Annotated in this window: 17 protein-coding genes; 6 read left to right on the top strand and 11 right to left on the bottom strand. The window is 59.5% G+C overall.

The genetic code is table 11. The features are described from left to right. Together GA566_RS07600 and GA566_RS07605 are read right to left on the bottom strand one after the other, a co-directional pair. Positions 1-423: a VOC family protein gene (locus GA566_RS07600; RefSeq protein ID WP_137924704.1), complete on the bottom strand. Its 423-nt coding sequence runs from the start codon at positions 421-423 to the stop codon at positions 1-3. Beyond that, a complete protein-coding gene (locus GA566_RS07605; RefSeq protein ID WP_137924705.1) occupies positions 420-2,165 on the bottom strand; it encodes a Na/Pi cotransporter family protein in 1,746 nt (581 codons plus the stop codon). The genes GA566_RS07600 and GA566_RS07605 overlap by 4 nt, the downstream gene beginning before the upstream one ends. A 157-nt stretch (positions 2,166-2,322) precedes the next feature. On the opposite strand from GA566_RS07605, the gene ampC reads away from it, so the two are divergent. Continuing rightward, complete coding sequence (gene ampC / locus GA566_RS07610; RefSeq protein WP_160473251.1) at positions 2,323-3,486, top strand: class C beta-lactamase; 1,164 nt, start codon at positions 2,323-2,325, stop codon at positions 3,484-3,486. Positions 3,487-3,515: 29 nt separating this feature from the next. Here ampC and GA566_RS07615 read toward each other — a convergent pair whose 3' ends face one another. The 9 genes from GA566_RS07615 to GA566_RS07655 form a co-directional block, all read right to left on the bottom strand. After that, positions 3,516-4,739: a hypothetical protein gene (locus GA566_RS07615; RefSeq protein ID WP_160472342.1), complete on the bottom strand. Its 1,224-nt coding sequence runs from the start codon at positions 4,737-4,739 to the stop codon at positions 3,516-3,518. 68 nt (positions 4,740-4,807) lie between these two features. Then, positions 4,808-5,227 carry a hypothetical protein gene (locus GA566_RS07620; protein WP_160472343.1) on the bottom strand — a complete coding sequence of 140 codons (420 nt, stop codon included), beginning with the start codon at positions 5,225-5,227 and terminating at the stop codon, positions 4,808-4,810. 72 nt (positions 5,228-5,299) lie between these two features. Beyond that, positions 5,300-6,313, bottom strand: a complete 1,014-nt coding sequence (locus GA566_RS07625; RefSeq protein WP_160472345.1) for a DUF4123 domain-containing protein — start codon at positions 6,311-6,313, stop codon at positions 5,300-5,302. Next, complete coding sequence (locus GA566_RS07630; protein ID WP_160472347.1) at positions 6,310-8,823, bottom strand: type VI secretion system Vgr family protein; 2,514 nt, start codon at positions 8,821-8,823, stop codon at positions 6,310-6,312. Before GA566_RS07630 ends, GA566_RS07625 begins: the two co-directional genes overlap by 4 nt. Continuing rightward, on the bottom strand, positions 8,820-9,890 hold the full coding sequence (tssA, locus tag GA566_RS07635; protein ID WP_160472348.1) for a type VI secretion system protein TssA: 1,071 nt from the start codon (positions 9,888-9,890) through the stop codon (positions 8,820-8,822). Before tssA ends, GA566_RS07630 begins: the two co-directional genes overlap by 4 nt. Before the next feature lie 3 nt (positions 9,891-9,893). Beyond that, positions 9,894-10,934: a type VI secretion system baseplate subunit TssG gene (gene tssG, locus GA566_RS07640; RefSeq protein WP_160472350.1), complete on the bottom strand. Its 1,041-nt coding sequence runs from the start codon at positions 10,932-10,934 to the stop codon at positions 9,894-9,896. 2 nt (positions 10,935-10,936) lie between these two features. Then, positions 10,937-12,817, bottom strand: a complete 1,881-nt coding sequence (gene tssF / locus GA566_RS07645) for a type VI secretion system baseplate subunit TssF (RefSeq protein WP_160472352.1) — start codon at positions 12,815-12,817, stop codon at positions 10,937-10,939. 182 nt (positions 12,818-12,999) lie between these two features. Further along, positions 13,000-13,839: a type VI secretion system accessory protein TagJ gene (locus tag GA566_RS07650; protein ID WP_160472354.1), complete on the bottom strand. Its 840-nt coding sequence runs from the start codon at positions 13,837-13,839 to the stop codon at positions 13,000-13,002. Beyond that, on the bottom strand, positions 13,829-14,347 hold the full coding sequence (locus GA566_RS07655; protein ID WP_160472356.1) for a TagK domain-containing protein: 519 nt from the start codon (positions 14,345-14,347) through the stop codon (positions 13,829-13,831). The genes GA566_RS07650 and GA566_RS07655 overlap by 11 nt, the downstream gene beginning before the upstream one ends. A gap of 706 nt (positions 14,348-15,053) precedes the next feature. On the opposite strand from GA566_RS07655, the gene tssB reads away from it, so the two are divergent. The 5 genes from tssB to GA566_RS07680 all read left to right on the top strand — a co-directional run bounded on the left by tssB (position 15,054) and on the right by GA566_RS07680 (position 21,700). Further along, positions 15,054-15,587 carry a type VI secretion system contractile sheath small subunit gene (tssB, locus tag GA566_RS07660; protein ID WP_160472357.1) on the top strand — a complete coding sequence of 178 codons (534 nt, stop codon included), beginning with the start codon at positions 15,054-15,056 and terminating at the stop codon, positions 15,585-15,587. 58 nt (positions 15,588-15,645) lie between these two features. Next, entirely contained in the window at positions 15,646-17,139 is a 1,494-nt protein-coding gene (gene tssC / locus GA566_RS07665) for a type VI secretion system contractile sheath large subunit (protein ID WP_160472359.1), read from the top strand. 109 nt (positions 17,140-17,248) lie between these two features. Then, positions 17,249-17,734: an Hcp family type VI secretion system effector gene (locus GA566_RS07670; protein WP_137924717.1), complete on the top strand. Its 486-nt coding sequence runs from the start codon at positions 17,249-17,251 to the stop codon at positions 17,732-17,734. Positions 17,735-17,879: 145 nt separating this feature from the next. Further along, positions 17,880-20,501 (top strand): type VI secretion system Vgr family protein, encoded by a 2,622-nt coding sequence (locus GA566_RS07675; protein ID WP_160472361.1) that lies wholly within the window; start codon positions 17,880-17,882, stop codon positions 20,499-20,501. Between the two features lie 14 nt (positions 20,502-20,515). Beyond that, entirely contained in the window at positions 20,516-21,700 is a 1,185-nt protein-coding gene (locus tag GA566_RS07680; RefSeq protein WP_137924719.1) for a VRR-NUC domain-containing protein, read from the top strand. Positions 21,701-21,706 lie beyond the last annotated feature (6 nt).

A 21,706-nucleotide genomic window follows, 5' to 3' on the forward strand; every position in this document is an offset into this window, starting at 1 on the left:
TCAGTCAGCCGGCAGGATCTGCGGATTCCAGACCACCTCCCACAGGTTGCCGTCAGGGTCCTGGAAGTAGCCGGCATAGCCGCCGTAGAAGGTGTCCTGCGCCGGTTTGACGATGTGTCCGCCGGCCTGTTTTGCCTGCGCCATCACACGATCCACTTCGGCCTTGTCCGCGACGTTGTGCCCGATCGAGAAGCCGGTCGGGCAGGGTGCGGATGCAGGCAGCCCCGTGTCCCAGGCCAGATCCTTGCGCGGCCAGAGTCCCAGTTTCAGCCCCGGCTGCAGATCGAAGAACGCCACGGCGCCGTGTTCGAACTCACGTCCGATGACGCCTCCGGTGGGCAGTCCGAGTCCATCGCGATAGAACACCACGGCGCGGTCGAGATCGGCCACACCCAATGTCAGTACGGTGATTCGCGGTTTCATGGCATCTCCTGCAAGGTAGGGGCCGTATTTGGCGGAGGGGTCGCCTCGGCACCTTCGGCCATTCGCACATCGCGCAGTTTCGTGGTGGCCTTGGCGACGGCACGCGACAAACGTGCCACCTCGTTCATGTGTTCCAGCATGTCGTTCGCCAGCCGGAAATTCCTGACGTCCTCGGCGCTGCGTAGCGGCAGTGCGGCGACGATCGATTCACGTGCGGCACCGGCCAGTGCTTCGATTTCGGCCTTGGCGCCGACGATGCGGCCCACCGCCGTGGCGTCGGGATGCACGATGGCATCGCGCGTCTCATCAAAGTAGCCGAGCACCGTCCTCGCGAACGCCGTGGTCTGGTCATTGCGCATGCCTTCGATATCCGCGCCCAGCGCCATACGCCGCTGGCTCAGTGCGAGCATGCTCGTCGTAGCCACCTCGCGGATGGCGTCAAGTCCGGCGCCGATACGCGCCAGATCGAGCAGTTGCCGACTTTCGTCTTCGGATTCGTTTGCGTCGGACAACCTGCCGATATAGGCCAGGATGGCCGTGCTCAGCGCCTCGGCCGAGTTGTCGCGATCAGCCAGCGTGACGATGTCCTGTGCCGAGCCGTTCAACGCGACCTGGGCGCTGCACTCCAGCAGTTCGCGCACCTGAGTGCCAAGGCTGCCAAGTTCGAGCTGCACACGCGGAATGCCGAGCGTCGGGGTGGCCAGCAGCGCGTCGTCCAGATAGCGCGGCACGCCCGGATCGTGCAGTGGCCTGGGCGATGCGGGCGCCAGACGCTGCGCGAGCCGACCGATCGGACCCGCGAACCAGATCAGGATCGCCGTACTAAACACGCTGAAGATGGTGTGGGCATTGGCCGCCTGGCGCGGTGTCTCGGCGGCCAGCCGCGCGGCGCCGGTCAGTTCGGGCGCACTGGGGGAGATGGCGCGCACCAGATCGGCAAACTGCGGGATCAGAAAGGCGAAGAACAACACGCCCAGCACGTTGAACAGCAGGTGGACGATGCCCACCTGTGTCGCTTCCGCATTCTTGCCGATGCCCGCCAGCAGCGCCGTGCCGCAGGTGCCCACGTTGGCGCCGAGGATCAGCGCGATGCCGGACTCCAGCGGAATCAGCCCCTGGCTGCCGAGCGCGATGACAATCGCCAGTGTGGCAGCCGAGCTTTGCACGACCGCCGTGAACAGCGCCCCAATCAGGATGCCGATGGCCGGGTTGCGCATGTCCTGCATCGTGGCGATGAACGGCTGGTAGTTGCGCAGCGGCCGCGTGGCATCGCCCATGAACTCGATCCCCAGGAACAGCAGGCCCAGCCCGAGCAGCACGCCACCCAGTTGGCGCAGTAGTTCCTTTCTGGCGAACGCCTGCATGACGAAGCCGCCCGCAAGCAGGAACGGCGTCACGGCCGAGATGTTGAACGCGATGATCTGGGCAGTCAGCGTGGAGCCGATGTTGGCGCCCATGATCACCGGCACCGATTGCGCCAGCGAGAGCAGCCCCGCCGACACAAAGCCGACCAGCAGGACCGTGGTGATCGTGGAGGAATTGAGTAGCGCGGTGATGCCAGCACCCGCCAGCACGCCGCGCCAGCGACTGGCGGTCAACGTGCCGAGCAGCGATTGAAGCCGTGAGCCGGCAATCGCCTTGAGCCCGGCAGTCATGCATTCGAGCCCGTACAGGAACAACGCCAGCCCACCGACGAGCAGGCCACCCATTTCGATTACGTTCAGCGCGTCACCGTTTGGCATGGATGCAGGCGCGGGCAAGCCCGCCAGATGCGACTGGGATGTCAGCCGAGGCAGCCATTGTACGGCGCAGGGGGGCAGATACAATGCCATCCCGCCGTGGGTTTTGCGGCTATCGGAATGTTCCATGCCCTCGCTACCGCTGCTGCCATCGCGCTCGATGTCTCGCCAGATCCTGGCTTCGCTGGTCTTGTCGATCGCCTGCGCGGGTGTCGTCGCCGCACCCTCGGTCGATCCGGTACGGGAGGCCGTGGACGCCGCCATCCGCCCGATCCTGGCCGAGTACAAGGTGCCCGGCATGGCGGCAGCGGTCACGGTGGATGGCAAGCATCGCGTGTTCAACTTCGGCGTGGCATCCCGTCAGTCGGGCCAGCCGGTCACGGATGCCACGATTTTCGAGATCGGCTCGGTCAGCAAGACGTTCACGGCCACACTCGGCGCGTACGTGCAGGCACGCGGCGCGCTGTCGCTCGACGATAGCGCCGTGAAGTATCTTCCGGCGCTATCAGGCAGCGCGTTCGACGGCATCAGCCTGCTGGAACTCGGCACGTACACGGCGGGAGGATTGCCGCTGCAGCCACCGCCCGAAGCTGGCAATCTCGCCCAGATGACCGAATGGCTGCGCCACTGGCAACCCGAGGCCGCGCCCGGTACGCAACGCCGCTATTCCAACGTCAGCATCGGCCTGTTCGGCCACCTCGCCGCGAAAGCGATGGGCGAACCTTTCGACCAGATCATGACGCAGCGGATCATCGGCGGAATGGGTTTGCACCATACGTGGCTGCAGGTTCCCAAGGCGAGAATGGGCGACTACGCATGGGGCATCGGCAAGGACAACAAGCCGGTGCGCGTCACGCCGGGCGTGTTCGATGCGCAGGCCTATGGCATCAAGACCACGGCCACGGACATGATCCGCTTTGTGGAACTCAATATCGACGGCCGCACGGTGAAGGACGAGACGCTGCAGCGGGCACTGGTGGCTACGCACACTGGCTACTTCCGGCTTGGTGGCATGACGCAGGGTCTGGGGTGGGAGCGATACGGCTGGCCCGTGGCGCTATCGGACCTGCAGGCCGGCAACGACGCGCGCATCGTGCTGGAATCGCACGCCGTACAGCGCATCGCGCCACCCGAGCCTGAGCCGGTCTCGGCACTCTTCAACAAGACAGGTTCGACGAACGGGTTTGGCACCTACGTAGCGTTCGTGCCCGCGCGGCGGATTGGCGTGGTGATCCTGGCGAATCGGAATCTGCCCGTACCGGCGCGTATCGAGGGTGCGTATCGGATCTTGCAGGCGCTGGAGCGTGCTACGCCAAGCTCTTAACGGCTCCACGACAATTTGCTCTTCGTGTACTACAGACTGACGTTACTGCCCTCAAGCACGATCTTTTGCCCGGTAAATCGGTTCAGACCTTTCGCGTCAAGTTTCTGCACCTGCACACCGGTAAAGTCGATGGCCTGGGTAATGTTTGTCGCGCGGAAGGTCAGTGAACCCATCTTGCTTGAGACGAAGCTGGCTTTTTCGCCTTCGTAGTTGTCGATGAGGACATTTGCGGATTGGAGGGCTAGAAGCGCTTTGGGGATTTTGCAGTTCCGGATGACGGTCGTAGCGCGGCCTCCCAGAATCCAGCAGCCGGTTACTTCGTCGTCAATCTGATGCGCCAGCCACCACTCCTCAAGATCATCACGGCCGCATTCGACGTTTTCCACCGTCACGGCCTGCAACTTATCCAGATTCTCTTTGGACACCGCACAATCCAGGGCGCGATAGAGTTCATGATACCAATCCTTCGGATTGACGTTGATTCCTCGGAAGTTGCTATTGCGAATGGTTATGGAGCGGGCGGTCCAAAATTCCCCGTACATCGCGCCGGCTTGAACATCTTCGATGAGAACGTCGCCCTCTACGGTGGATTTTCCGATCTCAAGGACCTCAAAATTGCTGTTGCGAATGGTCAGACTCGTGAGCATGGATCTAGCAATGTCAGTCTGCCCCTTGAATGTACAGTTTTCTATATAAGTCGTCGCACGACGTATTTTCCTGCTTGTTTTTGATCCGTTCGCAGCATAGATCGGGCCAAACCGGCAATCACGGTAGATGACGACACCGTGACCTTTTACGACCATGTATTGGCCCGTGCATCGTTCATAGGACACATCATGAAAGGATATGGCGCCATAGCGATTAGGATTGGCATCATCCCCCCCAAAATCACATTCCACAAAACGTACATTCTTGCTTTGACTGGATGCGCCGGACATGAGATAAGCTCCGCCCAGAGTGTCGGTGCGCAGAAACAGCACATTATCCACGGCAAGCGACTGAAAATTCGAGCCTGGGAACTGGCAGTGTTCGAACACGCAATTGCGAAGAATGGCCAGATGAATCACGCCATAGAAAATGCAGTTGTAGAAATGAATACCTTCCCATTCCTTCCGGTAGAAGTCCGTGCCACCCATGCCGATGTCGGCGTTACTGATTTTCAGTTGAGCATCCCCCAGTGCCGCTCGACGTTGTTCTGGATGCATTAACAGCGCATATTCATGTGGCATGTCTTCGATTTTTTTTGCGATCATGCGAGAGCATCCAGTCGTTGTGAATGAGGCCATGCCAAGCACGGCAAGGAACTGGCGGCGGTCCGTCATTAATCGATTTCTGTGACGGTGGAGGGGTGAGGATATCGATCACCATTCAAGGAGGTGTTCAGCCACTTCCAATCCGGCACTTCTCCATTCTCTCCCCCTCTGCGCCCCAGATCAGTCATCGGGCCGATCCCGGTCTGACGCACAACAAAATCCACAGGAAAGAACCACGAATCAAGCTTGAAATGTTCTGACGGAAAACCTTTGGGCGATTTAAGTCGTACCTCACAGAACCAGCGAGTCGCGTGCGACTTTCGCAAGCGCGCGATATCTTCCCGCCGATTGTTTGGAAATGTCATCCTGTAGATGCCGCTCTGCTTTGCCGCAATACGCAGTCGAGCGCTTGAGGTTTTCGGACCAACGATCATGAAAAACGCGTTGTCCTTGATGTGCTCCCTACTCGCAATCGGGACATCCTTCAAGCTTTGGCTCAAACGTGACGGCAGCGCGTGCAACGCGCACCCTCTCTGTTGCGGTGAGTTCGGGTGGGGTTGTCATGACAGCGTTTTCCTTCGCATACCCATGGCAAATCGCTCGCGCATTGCCATCCGTTCTTGCTGCCCCAGGCGATCGATGGCTTGCCAGTCGGTAGCCGACAACCCATCCACTGCTGCTGCGAAAACGGCATCGGCACCTGCCGGATTCGCCCAGACGGTCTTGAATGTCGATGTCACTTGGTCAAAGGTGGGAGATATGGTCAATCCCAAGGTGCAGAAGAGACTGAGGTTGGCTTGGGTCATCAGTCCGTATCCGCGCGCGCGCGTCAGTAGCTCCGCGACGATCTGATATCGCAGATGCGGAGACAGTGCTTCCATCTGGTCCGACATCGGAAGTTCCGAGAGGATCAGGCTGTACGTGAGATCCGCTTGTGCGGATTGGCCCACCGTCCGAATGAGGCGGTCCGGCAAGGACAGCGCCGCCTGCGGGGATTGGAAGGTCGAACTGTCTTGTCCTCTGCGCGACTGCCAGCACAACTGCCGGTCCCACCACGCGAAGGTGTCGATTGGACCTGTCAGGGCAGTGCGGATCTCGTCCGGAGCGACCTGAAGAAGCTGCGCGAGAATACGTGGATCGTAATATCTCAACTGCACATGAGCGCCGTCCTCGAGTATGCCGTTCAGGCAGCCGCGCAAATGGGAGTGCAGCTTGAACAGCGGAAGGCGGCTGCTAAGAAAGCTCACCACCCAGCCATACTCCATCAGCCCGACCACCGCATCGACGGCGTCCGCAGTTGCATTCTCTAGTTCGACAAGATAGGGCCCGACAGCTTCCATCCCGGCTTCCGGCGTATGTCGCAGTATTGGCTCGAAGGGCAGGGCATGCGTCTGCAACAGTGGAACCAACTGGACCTCGGTGAGGTGAAGTTGTCCGGCATCGACCAGCGCATAGCCTGGGATCGGGCCAATCGCTTTGAGCCAGTGCCGCAAATCTGCGCGAAGGGCAGCACGAAACGATTCGCGCAGCACCGGCTCTCGCCAGTCAGAATCGAACGGGAGCATGCCGCTCATGCCTCGCGCCCTGAGTTGCTGCGCCTGGTGATCATCGCTCCTTGCTGGGCTGCCTCCACGGCGCAGGGAAGACAAACGTCGGATGCTGGCAGGCCAACTGGCGTGCGCAAGGACTTTGCTCCCGGGAAGTCGTGCGTCGCCGCGTGCGTTCGCCATGTTCCAGCTGTGCCTTGGACGATGTCACCGTCGGCAACTTTCAGGAAGCTCCCTCCGGCGAAGAGGGCCACGGCCTGAGGGGAAACGATCTCGATGCGATCTTGCGCACTGATGACACGCAGTACTTGCTCTGCGATCGCTTCGATGCCGTCATTCTGAGCTCGCACTTCTATTTTTCCTTTTGCGGCAATGAAACGCAGGCCTTGCTTGCGAGCGAAGAGCACGAAACGTTCCCGGGCGCTGGCAACAAAGCTCTTGCTTGCTGCGAGTGTCAGATGTTGCCCGCTGGTGATGGCCGTATGGCGGTCGCTGTGCAGATGGAGATCTCTGCCAGCCGTCATGGCGATGCCGTTCTGGCTCGCCAGTACCAGGAACGGTTGAGAGAGTTCGTCTTGCTCGCCGTTGCCTCTGATGGCGTCTGCCTGGCTGCTCAGTGCATCACAGACAGCAACTTGCTCGCCAGCGAGCGCGTGCTGTATGTCGGCTGACTCCGCCAGTGAGCAATGGATATCCTGACCACTGTCCAATCGTGTAGCAGTTTCTGTCAGGTCCTTGTGGTGACCACGAGCTCCATCGCGTCGCTCCGTCGTTATCAGCAGCCCGGAGCCAGCTCGGGTGGCGCCCCAACCATCTGTGCGCAACTCGAATCCTTCCCCCCGCTTGTCCTTGCGACCGGCGTGATCCCGTATTCGAACCATATAGCCCATGCTGAGCATGGATGTCAGGTGATCACTGCCGATCTGGGTCTGAATCTGGTGCGGAGTATCGTCCTGAACGAACGTGTTGTGTCGCTCTCCAAACAGCTCCTTGCTCCGGAAGCCGGATAGCGCGTGCTGAGTGGGCAGGGACCACATCGGCATATTGAGGCGATTGGCCACGCGTCCGACGATAACTGGTAGATCTGCGTTACCGGTCAGGAAATCCACGATGACCTCCTGGCCAATCCGTGGCAATTGAATGCTGCCGTAGTAGTCACCTTGCCAGCCGGATGCTACGCGAACCCAACAGGAGCTGTGTTCATTGCCTTGCCCAATTCGGTCCCAGTGAAACTGCACTTTGACTCGGCCGAACTGGTCTACCCACAACTCCTGGTTTTCCGGGCCCACCACCGTGGCCGTTTGCGGGCCAAACGTACGCGGCGCTGACTGGCTGCGGTCGGGTCTGAATATCTCCGTGGTCGGCTGGGCTTCAAATTCAACTTCGCAGCGCCACTGCTGCTCTTGACCCGATACCTGTGCAACATCTTCCAACTCAAGCTGGGTTGCGTAGACCAGATACTCTCGATTTGCCTGTTGGCTGGGATGGTTTGCCAGCGTGAAAGTGCAGCCTGGCACCACGCTCCGCAGATTGCCACGACCGCTGGCTCGACTGCCATGCTGTCGAATGGACTCCATCCGTATGCGTGAGAGATGATCTCCTTCTAGCCAGGGATCGTTGTCGGTGGCAGGCTGCGCATGACCACCGGGCCACTCCACCACCTCACCATGCGAATGCCCGGTTGCGCGAGGATCCGCCGTGCCAACCGTGAGGTTTGCCCGCGGCTTTGCGAAGTCATAGTCGTTCGCCGTCCACCTACCCGACACCAATTGGTCGACGAGCCTAAAATCGAACAGATGCTCCTCATCGATCCGATCGGCGGTGGGCTGCCAGCGCAGCGTATGGTAGGCGGGACTGACTGAGCGCCTGAAAGCCCCATTGTTATCGGTCAATACCAGCCGATGTCCGCCACCTGCATGCTCAAAAAACCAGGATATCCCCCATTCCTCAGTCAGGCGCCTGAAGAATGCAAAGTCGGTTTCCCCGTACTGGACCTGATACTCCCGCTTTGGATACCGCGCTACGTCGAGCCGCTTTTCCACCGGGAAAGTGTAGTTCGCCAGCAGCGAGTCGAGGATTTCGACCACAGAATTTTGCTGGAATATCCGGTAATTGGTGGTGAGTGTCGCGAGCCAAAGCCATGGTCGGAGGGTGAGCCGATATGCGAATTGTCGGCCGACGGGAATCGGCCCGCGCACCACTTGCACAAGACCCGTGATTTCCCGAATGCCGGCGACCTGGCTTCCCGTGGTTCCGATGCCAGTGCCGTCGAGCTGAATTTCGATGCTCACTTCCTTACCCTGCATGGACGGCAGATCCACATTTGCATCGGGGCGGAAAGCCATCGCACCGCGATCGGGTGTGTGGAGTTCGACCTCATAAGCGAACAGCGCGTTGATATCTTCGCGTCCCTTGAGGCGGGCGACCGTCAGTTGTTCCCCGTTCAGCGTGGGCAGCTGTCCGTGTTTTATCGTAACGGTTCGCTGAGGCAGGAGCGGCTGGGCAGCAAAATCCAATATCCTATTGAGGCGAATCATTTCTCCTCCCGGGTCCAAATTTCGACGAGATCGGCCGGTATCGTCTGGAATACTTCGGCAAAAGGCTTGCCGACCAGTTGCTCGGCGCGACGCAGCAGCAGTGCAACGGGACTGCTCGGTTCATGGCACTCGAACCACTCGCGAGCATTGCGTATCTCCATGAGCGCGACGCGGCGGTCAGCAGGCCTCTCGGCCGCCTCCTCACAGGAGACGAGTTGCACGCCAGTCGGAACTTTGGCAATGGCAGGCGCTCGATTGAGCGCGGAAGTATTCGTGGACGAGCCAGCGGCTGGCGCTTTATTGTCTGCGAGTGGTGGTGCCCCAAGTTCGGGATTGCCTGCAAGCACCAACAGGTGAATGAGAGGATCCAGATTCGGTGCGAAATCCGGCATGTTCTCCCGGCACCATTGCTGTAACGAAATCGCCAACCTGCTAGCTTCATCCATGGCAGCAAGTGCCATGGCACCTTGTCGCCGTAACGCTTCCAATTGTTGGCGGACGTATTCGGGCGAGAGAGCGTCTTGGGGGCGCGGACTACCGAGCGCGCGCTCTATGTCACGAACCTGAAGTCGCACCGCGCTGTTACCAGCCAAGCTTATCTCGCGCACATCGGCTAGAAGACCACGGGGGTCAGTGAGGGCCGCAAGCGCGTTGGCCCGAAGCGCCGGATCAACATCGCCATCCACGATCAGCTGCGGATGCACCTGCTCGGGATAAGCAACTAGCATGGCGTACAGCAACGCCAGGCCATCCCTCAATCCTTCGGCGTGCGCCATCCGCGTACGACAGCGCAACAACAGCGTGAACAGACGGATATCCTTCGTACGCAACAGCAATCGTCGGCAATCGCGCTCCAGTTCCGTCCAGTTCGGTGTCTCGGCAGGCGCGACAAAATCGCCATATTGCGCGGACTCTCGCGATGCAGCCTTGGCCTGCAACACCAGAAACTCGGCGTCATATTCGAGGTCGTCGCCACACGGGCGGTTCGCATCCACCGGTTCCACCAGGTCCGCAAGTCGGAGGGCGGGAATCGGTACCGTCGTCGAATCCTTAGGTTTGGCTTTCATGAGTTACCTGGTCATGTATTGCTCGGGCTGAAACACCATTCCCGTCACCGCCCGGTGCGTATCCGGCTGTCCCAGCCACGTCGACCAGCCCAACTGTTCTTCCGCCCCAAGGACTGCGGCTGGTGCGGATTCTGGTTGCACCTGCAATTCCACCTCCCACTCGAACTCGAAGCCAATGAAGCTGCGGACCCATTCCACTAGCACGGGCAAATCACGCCCATTGGGTGTAAAGGTGAGGTACTCCTGCAGTGCAAGTGGGCCGATCACGAGCCTGAACTTATGTTGCCGGTCGGGCACGGTTTCACCGAGCAACGCGCCTTGACCCAGGAGGCCGGCGACGCCCGGGCGTCCGAGATAGCTATGTTCACCAGGATCCAGTACGATCCAGTGCAGCACATACTCCTCGAGACGTACCCTGACGTCGAAGAATTGGGAGAGTGCCGCCACGATCCCGTCGGGGCAACGCGACTCGCGAACGTGATGGGCACTGGCGGCCAAGCGTGCGTGCGGCGGCAATGGGCTTCTGGCGATCTCGTCGGGATCGGCACCCGCCAGCCAGCCGATATAGCGCGAGAACACTTCCTCGTCGGCGCGATCGAGGCCTGCGGCGGACTGCGATCCTGCCCACGCCCGATAGAACTGCGTCAAGGCGCGATGATGAAAGACATCGAGGAACGCAGCAGTGGTGCCGTCGCGATGCGCCTCCGTACGCTCGCGGACGATTTCTGTCATGTGGATCGGCAATGCACCGTTGGGCCCGAGTATGCCGAGACCGAACAACTGGATGCGCATGCGTTCTCCACCGACTTCGATCTTCGCGATCTCTCGCGGCGCAAAGATCAACGATGCCGTCTGTCCGATGCGGTACGGTTCAGCTTGTGGACGTGGCGCGAACCCGACCGGCGGCAGTTCCGGATGCTGTGCGGAAAGTCCTCGCAGCAGACCGAGGAAACTCAGTTTCCAGGCGGGCTGGTCGGCATAACACTGTGAGCGCTTCGTTGTGCGGGCCGCCGGCGGGGCAATGGGGTCGTGTATCTGATACATGCTTAAACCATACTGCGACCACCCATGCGTGGCCGCCAACGGTGGATCAAGCCACGTTCCATCGCATACAACTCCGTCTCGCTGAAGGCATTCACCGAAACGTGTCGAGCAAGGAAGTGCTCCAGCACCACGCCGAACAAATATGGACTGATGCCGGAAAACCCGCTTTCATCCACGGTCAACTGGCATTGCACGCCACGTCCATAGAGGATGGGGCCAGTGCCCGGCAGACGCCGCGTGACAGGCTTTACGCAGGAACCGATCAGGCTTTCGATCTGGCGCTGCTGGGAGGTGTCGCCGGCCGCGACGAACAGGCGGAGCATGCTGCGCAAGCCCTGACCACCTTCACGGTGGTCGAGATCCGTGAGCGAAAGGTAATTGAAGCCCAGTTGTCGGATCAGACGCCAAGCAGTCTCGCCTTCGGCAAACGGTGCACGCGGTGCGGAGGGTGGACGGATCAGCCCAACACTGGCAACGGGGATGGAGTCGGGAGAGTGCAAATCGTTCACACCATCGCGAGGTAGCACGTTCGGCAGGTCGCGGTTTGTGGCCATCGCATCCACTGACAGGTAGCGCAGGTCATTGGCGTAGGGGGCTTCGTTCTGGTCCACGAGCGAGAGGAATACTTCAGTACCGGTGTACGAAGTACGCGTGCCATACTTGCGCGCATGATCGGACGCCAGGCGGCGCTCGCGCCGCACCGAGAAGTAGCGGCCGTGATTGCCTTCATCGCTGTTGAGCGTAGCGAAGAGCGGTCGAAACTCCTTGGGCCTGCTGTGCTCATGAACCTGCCCCGACAGTTTCTGGACCGAGAAAATCTCATAGTCGAGCGGGCGCCGCCGGTCAGCTACGAGGTGAAACTCCGTCCGGCCAGGCTGGACCTCCATCCTGTCAGTGCGCATCGGAAAGAGATTGACGACGGGCGTGCAGAACAGCGCAAACTGGCGGGCATCTACCTGGCTGGCCAACGTACCAGGGGATTTGGAAAGCAGCACCACCAGTTCGACCTCGCGCTGGCTGACGTGGGCGAGACCCGCTGCGAGGCCATTCAGACCGAAGAAGTAGAAGCGCTGCGGACACGCGAAATACTCGTGCACAAGGTTGTGCCCGTGGAATTTATTCCATGCCAGCGGCAACGCGCTCTCCTCGGGATCCATACCCACATAGCTCAGCGCGTTGTGTGTCACGGCATGAACCCGCCCACTCATGGCCCCCGGTTGACCAATCAGCACGGCACAGCCGGCGCTATGCAGGAGTTCGAACAGATGTGAAGCCGTCTGGTCATTCCCGCTCAGATGGATCGGCAACGTATCGAGGCCGGTGCAGCGATCGAAGGTGATGTCTCGCGTCAACCGCAAGCGAAGACGCAGCGCGCCCTGCACGGTGACATGGGCGGGGACATAGCGTTCCAGCCCATGGATGTCGGGGGGGATGCCCGTAAGCCGCGCTTCAGCAAGCTCGACGGGCCAGAGCGAGATCGGCTGGGTGGTGCGGAACTCGCATTGCGTGGATTCGCCTGCCGGCGCATGCCCCATCAGTGCCGTGCCGCGAGGGACGGAAACGCCGCGCCTCAGGTCGCCTTCCTTGTGGCTTGGATAAAACTGCGCAACGGCAATCGCAGGTGTCGGTGCGATGTAATTGGGATAGATCACTTCCAACAGACGCTGCGTGAAGCGAGGAAACTCGGCGTCCAGCTTGATCTGCGTGCGCGCGGAAAGAAAGCAGAAGGCCTCGATCAGACGCTCGACATAGGGGTCGGCAACTTCAATACCGTGCATCCCCAGGCGTCTGGCTACCTTGGGATGTTGGTGTGCAAACTCGCCGGATAGCTCGCGCATGTAGACGAGTTCCCGGTTGTAGTAATCGAGCAGTTTTGGATCCATGTCGTCAGTGGGCGCGAGGTGACCGGAGTTGCTTGCGGCGGACCTTGAAATCCCGAGACACTCTGGCCTTTTCGAGGAGTGCCGGGCTTCGGGCCGAAGGAACTTGGCCGAGAGATCTGCGCCGCCGCGGATCCGGCGGTGTCAATCGGCACGGTGTCTGGAGCCAGGACGGTGTGTGAAACTCAATCACGGTTTGCCACCGTAAAACTCAGCGTGTCCACGTCGAGCATTCCGATATCTCCCTTGTTGGTCATCCAGGTCTTCTGGCCTCGACCAAAGACTCCGGTATTACCAAATTCGAGCCACTGTGTTTGCCGCGACAACCGGATCTCGTCGCTGCCATGTTCCGATCCCGGGTAGCGGACCGGAACAAAGCCATGCACGACGGTATCGTCCATGAGCGTTGCGGTCACCGGCCGCCAGATCAGGTCCAGTAGCCCCTCGACCGGAGGCATGGCAAGCTTGCGAACCTGCGAGAAAGGTAGCCAGGTATAGCGGCCCGCCGAGACGAGTTCGCAAGTGGGTCCCAGTCGCGTGTCGGAGTCTGTCATCCAGGCGAATGACGTGCCGTCGTGGTCTCCCACCGACATCGGTGCTTCCGCCAACGCCAGGTTACGGATGCGGTCTGCTCCGCATGCATCGCCCGCTCCGCTGCGCGTCGCAGCCTCCCTGAGACGTCCCAGCCAATCCGGCATGGGCATCAGCGTGCCCGGTTCTCGCTTGCCCTCGAAAACTTCGCTGCGGAAGACTTCAGACCGGACCAGTTCCCGATACAGATGTGCCCGACTCGCAAAGTCTGGTTTCAACTGTGCGGCAACTTGCAGCAGTCCGAGTGAGCGGGTCCAGGCGCCGACAATACAGAGCCATTGAAATAATTGCCAACGCGCCTCGAATGCAGTCGGGTGCTGGCGCACCAGGCGCTCGGCAGCAGCTACCGCATTCGACGTCGTACCTACTTCTCCAAGTAGCTGGCTGAGATTTAGGCGGGCAGAGCTGCCGCCTGTTATCACATCATTTTCCAAGTTCGGCCCCTTCCGCATGGGCGAGGCGATAGGCACTGTCCATCGAGACAAGGTGATGCTCCCGCCGGGCAAGCGGCGCCGCGACGTCCTGGGGGCGTATGGAGACGATGTCTCCGGCAAAGAGGCGCAGGACGTCCGGCGCGCGTTCCACGGAGAACAGTTCATGACTCTCCAGAGATTCGATGGGATCGGTCAACCGGTTGATGCTCGCAGGACCCTCAAGCAATTCCAGCAAGCTGCTGTGGCAATGGCCTGCCGCGACCAACGAATCGAGCGGGTCCAACGCCGATTGTGTCGCCTCTGGCTCCGCAGGCGCAGCGACCGGAGACCAATGTTCGCTTACGTAGTTCGGATCGCGCAGGGCCGCCTCAGCTTCCCGCTTCAATTGCTCGAGCACATCAACCGTCTCGTCAACTCCTGCATCCGACTGCGCCATAGTCGTCGAGCAAGCGGCGGAGGCGAGCAATGCAAACGGATCGGATAGCTCTGGCAAGGATTGACCAAACACGCGGTCTGTATCCCACAAGTCTCCGGAAGAAGGCGCCTCAGAGTCTCCTGTTGAAGCGGCCTCTCCCAAGTTCCGCATGTGCATACCTTTCTCCCGCTTATCGTTCCAAGCGCGGATGATAATCGCATCTCAAAGAGATTAGGAGCACGAAATTATTCAATCTTATTAAAACTAAATTCAGATTATCATTAATTTAAATTAAGTTTAAGACTTCTACTATTTACATATGATAATCAACTTAATTTCTGTGACGAATTTTCTTGTTTGCAACTGAATCGTTAATATTTCGCCTAAAAAATCTAAATTACCGTAGATTTTTACGATCTAGTTACTTGCTCATCACAAATATTTAGGAATATTACGATGTTGGAATTTCGCAAATAATTTTCTCGTGTGATTTAGGATAATTATGAAATTGCGCGATCGTCTACTTTCAAATAACCTAAAAAAGGTGTCTTTTTAAAGCCGGTCGTCCTTGGCGGCTTCCGCGCTCAGAAAACCTATTTGAACCGGTTAGGTGCCGCGTGATCCGGTTAGGTGCCGCGTACCCGCTAGAAACCCATCTGGCGGAAGGAAAGCATCTGATCGGATACCTGTCATCCCTGGCCCCGCGCCGACCGCCACGCGAGAGCGGCCGGGAACCTCTTAGCCAGTACGGCTCCGACGCCGTGCGGCTCGCCTCATACACAACTCGTTGGAGGAATTGATGTCTGTTGTGAATAGTTCGCAGAAATTCATTGCGCGAAATCGCGCACCGCGCGTGCAGATCGAGTACGACGTCGAGGTGTACGGGTCCGAGAAACGCATCGAGCTGCCGTTCGTCATGGGGGTGCTGGCGGACCTCTCTGGCCGGCCGGCTGAGCCACTGCCGCCTGTTGCCGACCGCAAGTTTCTCGATATCGATATTGACAACTTTGATGAACGCATGAAGGCCATGAGGCCCCGTGCAGCATTCGCCGTGCCGAACACGTTGACCGGCGACGGCCAGTTGATGGTTGACATGACATTCGAAAGCATCGAGGACTTTTCTCCGGCCGCTGTGGCCGCCAAGGTCGATGCGCTCAGGCAACTTCTGGAGGCACGCACCCAACTGGCCAATCTGCAGACCTACATGGATGGCAAGTCAGGCGCCGAATCGCTGATCAACCAACTGCTGCAGGACCCGGCTTTGCTGCAGGCACTGGCCAAGGCGCCAAAGCCCCCGGCCACCGAGGGCGATAGCGACGTAGCCCAATCCTGACTGAAACGGCTGAAGCAATTCAGCGTCTTCGTGATCCAAACCATTGATCGAGCAATCCATGGCTTCCGCACAGCATCAACAAGAACAGACCGTCAAGACCGTTGATCAGAGCGACTTCGCGTCCCTGATCAACCGCGAGTTCTCGCCCAAGACCGACCAGGCCCGTGAAGCTGTCGATCTGGCCGTCAAGACGCTTGCCGAACAGGCCCTGAAGTCAACCTTTACGATGAGCGACGATGCCTACAAGAGCATCGAATCCATTATTGGTGCCATCGACACCAAACTCTCCGAGCAGATCAACCTCATCCTGCATCATGAGGACTTCCAGAAGCTGGAGTCCGCGTGGCGCGGCCTGCACCACCTGGTCTCGAACACGGAGACCGACGACAAGCTGCGTATCCGCGTGATGGATATGTCAAAGGAGGAACTACGCCGAACCCTGCGGCGCTACAAGGGCATCGGCTGGGATCAGAGCCCCTTCTTCAAGCGAATCTATGAGGAAGAGTACGGTCAGCTTGGGGGCGAGCCGTACGGCTGCCTCGTTGCCGACTACTACTTCGACCACACACCTCCCGATGTGGAGTTGCTCAGCTCGATGGCCAAGATCTCGGCCGCTGCCCACGCGCCGTTTATCGCCGGCGCGTCTCCATCCGTATTGCAGATGGATTCCTGGCAAGAGCTGGCTAACCCGCGCGATCTGTCCAAGATCTTCCAGAACCTGGAGTACGCGCCGTGGAACAGCTTGCGCAACTCGGAGGACGCACGCTACGTCGGTCTTGCGATGCCGCGATACCTGGCCCGTTTGCCGTATGGCATCAAGACCAATCCGGTGGATGAGTTCGATTTCGAGGAAGACATCGACGGCGCAGACCATCGCAAGTACGTGTGGAGCAATGCTGCCTATGCGATGGCGGTCAATATCAACCGATCATTCAAGCTCTATGGCTGGTGCACGCTGATTCGGGGTGTGGAAAGCGGCGGCGTGGTGGAAAACCTGCCTTGCCACAGCTTTCCAACGGATGATGGCGGTATCGACATGAAGTGCCCAACCGAGATCGCCATCTCGGATCGACGCGAGGCCGAACTATCGAAGAACGGCTTCATCTCGTTGGTGCATCGGAAGAACACCGATTATGCCGCCTTCATTGGAGCACAGTCGTTGCAGAAGCCGGCCGAGTACTACGATGCAGACGCTACGGCCAACGCCAACCTGTCGGCTCGACTGCCGTATCTGTTCGCATGCTCGCGTTTTGCGCACTACCTCAAATGCATCGTCCGCGACAAGATCGGGGCGTTCAAGGAGCGCGAGGACATGCAGCGCTGGCTCAACGAATGGATCATGAACTACGTTGACGCCGATCCTGCCAACTCGTCGCAGGAAACCAAGGCCCGTCGCCCGTTGGCCGCCGCCGAAGTAGTGGTCGAGGAAACGGACGGCAACCCGGGCTACTACAGCGCGAAGTTCTTCCTGCGCCCGCACTTCCAGCTTGAAGGCCTGACCGTCTCGCTGCGACTCGTGGCGCGTCTGCCTTCGGTCAAGGACGCCGCCTAAGGCATCCAAGAGAATCTTCGCAGCGCCCAACGGGCAGCCGGCGAGCACGGTCTGCGGGGCAACTGTGGCTTTGTTGGTAGTACCTATCTCAACGTAAAGGAGCTTTGTAATGGCACAGGACATCTTCCTGAAGATCAATGGGATCGACGGCGAATCGCAGGATTCGTCGCATAAGAACGAGATTGAAGTGCTGGCTTGGGAGTGGAGCATCGAGCAGCAGTCGAACATGCATGCCGGCAGCGGTGGCGGCGCGGGCAAGGCCACAGTGTCCGACCTGAAGTTCGATCACTTCATCGATCGTGCTTCGCCGAACCTGATGAAGTACTGCCTGACCGGCAAGCATATCAACGAGGCTGTACTGGTGGTGCGCAAGGCCGGTGGCAACCCTTTGGAGTTTCTGAAACTCACCATGACCGACGTGCTGGTCACCCAGGTAGCGCCGCGGGGTTCGGTGGACGATGAGGTTCGTATGCGTGAGTCCGTGGCGCTCTCGTTCTCGAAAATCAAGCAGGAGTACGTTGTGCAGAACGCCCAGGGCGGCAGCGGTGGTGCCGTGACGGCCGGCTACGACATCAAGGGCAACAAGGAAGCTTGATCAATGCGCCTGCCGAAGCGCAACCAACATGCGCTTCGGCAGGCTATGCGAGCTTCGGTATGCGAAGCGTTCGTTGTGCAGGAGAACCATGAGTGCCTCGTTGAATCTGCCGGGCACGGCTGACCGCTTCGATAGCCGTACCGTCATGCTGAAGGGCGACGGTCTTCCGGCATTGATGGGGCAGTCTGCGCTTACGGTTGCGCGTGTCGAAGGTCGCGAAGACCTTTGCGATTTGTTCGAGTACCGTGTCACGCTCAAGACGCCAGATAGTCTGAACGCCGTCTCTGGACCCGCCGCAAACCTGGACATGCCTGCGTTGCAAGGCCGGGAACTGACGATTGTCATTGAGCTGGATGGGAGCGGAACGGGCCGGGCGGCGCGCATCGGTTCAGGCAGCCGCGAGATTTCAGGGCTTGTCACCGAGGTGAAAGGGCCGACCAGCGAGGGACGTTGTCTCGCCTATACGCTGACGCTCCGTCCGTGGCTGTTCCTGGCGTCGCTCACATCGGACCACAAGATATTTCAGCAGAAAACAGTCATCGAGATACTCGATGAATTGCTGGTCGACTATGCGTTCCCGGTGGAAAAGCGCTTGGATGTGGCGCGCTATCCGGCGCGCGAGTACCAGGTCCAGTACGGCGAGACCGACTACACCTTCTTCAAGCGACTGACTGAAGAATGGGGAATCAGCTTCTTTTTCGAGCACTCGGACGGCCGCCATCGGCTCGTGCTGACGGATGGTAACGGCGCCTTTCGCAAGCCCGCGAGCGCTGCATATCACGCGGTACGATGGCACGATTCGACGGGGCGAATCGACGAGGAACATCTCTACGAGTTCTCGACGATCGACTCGCTCGTTTCGGGCGCGTGGGTTTCAAACGACTACGATTTCGGCAAGCCTCGGGCGGACCTGAGCGTCGGGACGCGGGATGCGCGTCGCACGGCGCACGCTGAACACGAGGTCTACGAGTGGCCGGGGGATTACACGCAGCCTGCCACTGGCAATGATCCATGGAAGGAAGGGGACATGCTCTCCCGTGTCCGCCTGGAAACGCTGCGCCAACACGGCACCCGGGCGGCGGGGAAGGGGAACCTTCGAGGGCTACCGGCGGGATGCACCTTCACACTCGCGCACCATCCGCAGGAAGCTGCCAACACCGAGTACCTGGTTTTCGCCACGCATCTGACGCTTGAGGATTTGGCGGAAGAATCCGGACAGGCGCAGCGCTGGGCGTGCGCATTCGCATTCGAAGCCCAGGCAACGAAGGAGGTCTATCGTCCGGGCCGGGAAGTGATGAAGCCCCGCACGCATGGACCTCAGACCGCGATGGTCGTGGGACCCGCAGACCAGCAGATCTGGGTGGACGAGTACGGACGCGTGAAAGTCCAGTTTCACTGGGATCGGATCGGACAGCGCAACGAGAATAGTTCCTGCTGGCTACGCCAGTCCTCCGCCTGGCAGGGCAACCAGTTCGGCGCGAGCCACTTGCCGCGTATCGGACAAGAGGTGATCGTGGATTTCATGAACGGCGATCCGGACTGCCCGATCATCATTGGGCGAGTGCCCAATCGCGTGAATATGCCGCAATGGGAGTTGCCGAGCCAGCATGCGTTGTCAGGGTTCCGCAGCAAGGAACTCCACGGCGAACGACACAATACCTTCCTGCAGGACGACACGGATGGGCAGATCCAGACACAGATCGGCAGCGACCACCACGCGTCACTGCTGAGCCTCGGCTATATCACGCGCGTTGCCGATGCAGAGGGACGGAAGGAAAAGCGAGGGGAAGGTTTTGAGTTGCGCACCGACGGATGGGGCGTACTTCGCGCGGGTCAGGGCATGCTCGTCAGTACCGAAGCTCGCCCCGATGCGCAGGGGCACCACAAGGACATGCACGAAACCGTGCAACGACTCGCGCGCGCAGACGAGACCCAGAGGAGCCTCGGTGATCAGGCCACACACCAGAAGGCGCAATCCGGCGAGCAACTTGACGTCGCCCAGGCGCTCAAGACGCTCAGCGACGAGATCCGTGGCAAGGGCGAACAGGGGGAACTGAGCGCGCCGCACCTCGTAGTGGCGAGCCCCGCAGGCATCGTGAGCGCCGCGACGGAAACCACGCACCTGCACAGTGGCCGGCACACGGCGATCACGACAGGCGGGCATCTGTCGATGGCTGCGGGAAAGAGCTTTCTCGGCAGTGTCACGGATCGTGCGGTGCTGTTCGCCCAGAAGCTGGGCATGCGCCTATTCGCCGCCAAAGGGAAGATTGACATCCAGGCCCAGTCCGACGACATCGAGATCATCGCCCAGAAGGTACTCAAGCTCATCAGTGTCTCTGCGGTGGTGGAGATTGCCGCGAAGAAGGAGATTCTGATCAACGGCGGCAGCAGCTACATCCGCATCAACGCGAGCGGAATCGAGCATGGCACCAAGGGGAGTTGGAGGGCGCATGCCGCGTTGCATGAGATGCCGGGGCCAATCACTCTTCCCTACAAGCTGCCCGCGCTTCGACCGGGATATCGCGCTCAGTATGTTTTGCAGAATAAGACTGACGGTCAGGCCGTTCCCAACTTTCCCTATCGCATCAAGACCGCTTCCGGACGAGTGATAGCGGGTCTTAGCAATAGCGACGGCGAAACACTGGAGCTGTTCTCTGCAACCGCCGAAGACGTGACATTGGACGTCCCGCAGCCAGATTCGCAACAAACGGAAGCGTGGCACCTTGCCGGGGGTGGGAGCAACCAGATCGGGCGGGACTATTACTGAGGCAAGGCATTCAGATGAACATCACGTACAGGACTGTGGGAACCGCTTGCACCACACTGGAGGAGCGTAAGGAGTATGGGCGCATTCTCCCTGCCGATAAGGGCTATCTCACCGAGAAGGCAGAATATGCGCTGCGATTCCCGCGAATCCGAACAGTTCGCAAGAAGGATGGCACCACGACCCAGGCATTGTTACAACAGCTTGTAGTAAGCGCTGCGATTCGCGCCGATGAATTCCTCGCGGATTTCTACTGGCACTACAAGGCTGAGGTTTGCTTTGATATGAGTTATATCCCGCCAAAGCCGTTTCTGAGCAAAGGAAACGTTGCAGAGGGGCCAAGCCGTCGACATAGCCTTAACCCGTTTCCCCCGGGGTACATTGCTGGCTTCTTGCGTCGGCCGGATATCATTATTGTCGAAAGCTCCAATGTCAGATGGCCCGGGCTACCAACCTCTGACCATGAAGGCAGTGTTCATCCAGGTAATTTGCGCCGTGTTGTGGAAATGAAATTTCCAGGTGATTTGCTACCCGAGGAGCAGAGAGACGCATACTTGCAGATCGCTGGGGATGACGCTCGACGATTAGTTATCGTGGATGTGAATGACTGCTACGGCGATCTGAAGAGGGTTCGGCAAGAGCTCCAACAATCCTCTTCGGTGCCGCTTCCGTTTCCGAATGATGACCGAACACGAGCACCAGTTCGGTCACGCAGTCCCATAGCCGAGCCCGCGTTCTATGAACAATGGCTAAATCAGATCCATGACGATGTGGAAAACATCAGTAGAGATGTGAAGTCTCTTATCGACGAAGCTCGTCGAGGTATCCGTGACTTGTCTGTCGAAACGCAGGCGTGGTTACGACGCCAGGCCGCATGGCTTTTCGAAGCCGGAAAGTGGATTCGAGATGCCGCAACCGGTACGTGGATCTGGATCAATGAGAGCGGCCAGGCAGTAGTACGTTGGACGCAGGAGATCCTGATCGCCGCCTGGCGAGAGGTCCAGCGACAGACCGATCTGGCGTGGGAACAAATCAAGGAAATCGATTGGGGACAAATCGTCATCACGGTTGCCGCGACGGTAGCAGTGGTGGCATTGGCGCTTGCCGGCGCCATTGTTGTTGTCGCCATTTCAGAAGCGCTGCTTGCAGCACTGCTGGCGCTGCTGGCTATCGGGAGCGCGGGAGCCTTGGCTACTGCCTGACCCCTC

Source organism: Cupriavidus sp. SW-Y-13, from assembly GCF_009793345.1.
Lineage (GTDB): Bacteria > Pseudomonadota > Gammaproteobacteria > Burkholderiales > Burkholderiaceae > Cupriavidus.

Coding starts and splice junctions, on each gene's coding strand:
- GA566_RS07630 (WP_160472347.1), bottom strand. CDS start 8,823: ATGATTCGCCTCAATAGGATATTGGATTTTGCTGCCCAGCCGCTCCTG.
- tssG (WP_160472350.1), bottom strand. CDS start 10,934: ATGTATCAGATACACGACCCCATTGCCCCGCCGGCGGCCCGCACAACG.
- GA566_RS07625 (WP_160472345.1), bottom strand. CDS start 6,313: ATGAGCGGCATGCTCCCGTTCGATTCTGACTGGCGAGAGCCGGTGCTG.
- tssC (WP_160472359.1), top strand. CDS start 15,646: ATGGCTTCCGCACAGCATCAACAAGAACAGACCGTCAAGACCGTTGAT.
- ampC (WP_160473251.1), top strand. CDS start 2,323: ATGTCTCGCCAGATCCTGGCTTCGCTGGTCTTGTCGATCGCCTGCGCG.
- tssB (WP_160472357.1), top strand. CDS start 15,054: ATGTCTGTTGTGAATAGTTCGCAGAAATTCATTGCGCGAAATCGCGCA.
- GA566_RS07675 (WP_160472361.1), top strand. CDS start 17,880: ATGCTGAAGGGCGACGGTCTTCCGGCATTGATGGGGCAGTCTGCGCTT.
- GA566_RS07600 (WP_137924704.1), bottom strand. CDS start 423: ATGAAACCGCGAATCACCGTACTGACATTGGGTGTGGCCGATCTCGAC.
- GA566_RS07605 (WP_137924705.1), bottom strand. CDS start 2,165: ATGCCAAACGGTGACGCGCTGAACGTAATCGAAATGGGTGGCCTGCTC.
- GA566_RS07615 (WP_160472342.1), bottom strand. CDS start 4,739: ATGATCGCAAAAAAAATCGAAGACATGCCACATGAATATGCGCTGTTA.
- GA566_RS07670 (WP_137924717.1), top strand. CDS start 17,249: ATGGCACAGGACATCTTCCTGAAGATCAATGGGATCGACGGCGAATCG.
- tssF (WP_160472352.1), bottom strand. CDS start 12,817: ATGGATCCAAAACTGCTCGATTACTACAACCGGGAACTCGTCTACATG.
- GA566_RS07680 (WP_137924719.1), top strand. CDS start 20,516: ATGAACATCACGTACAGGACTGTGGGAACCGCTTGCACCACACTGGAG.
- tssA (WP_160472348.1), bottom strand. CDS start 9,890: ATGAAAGCCAAACCTAAGGATTCGACGACGGTACCGATTCCCGCCCTC.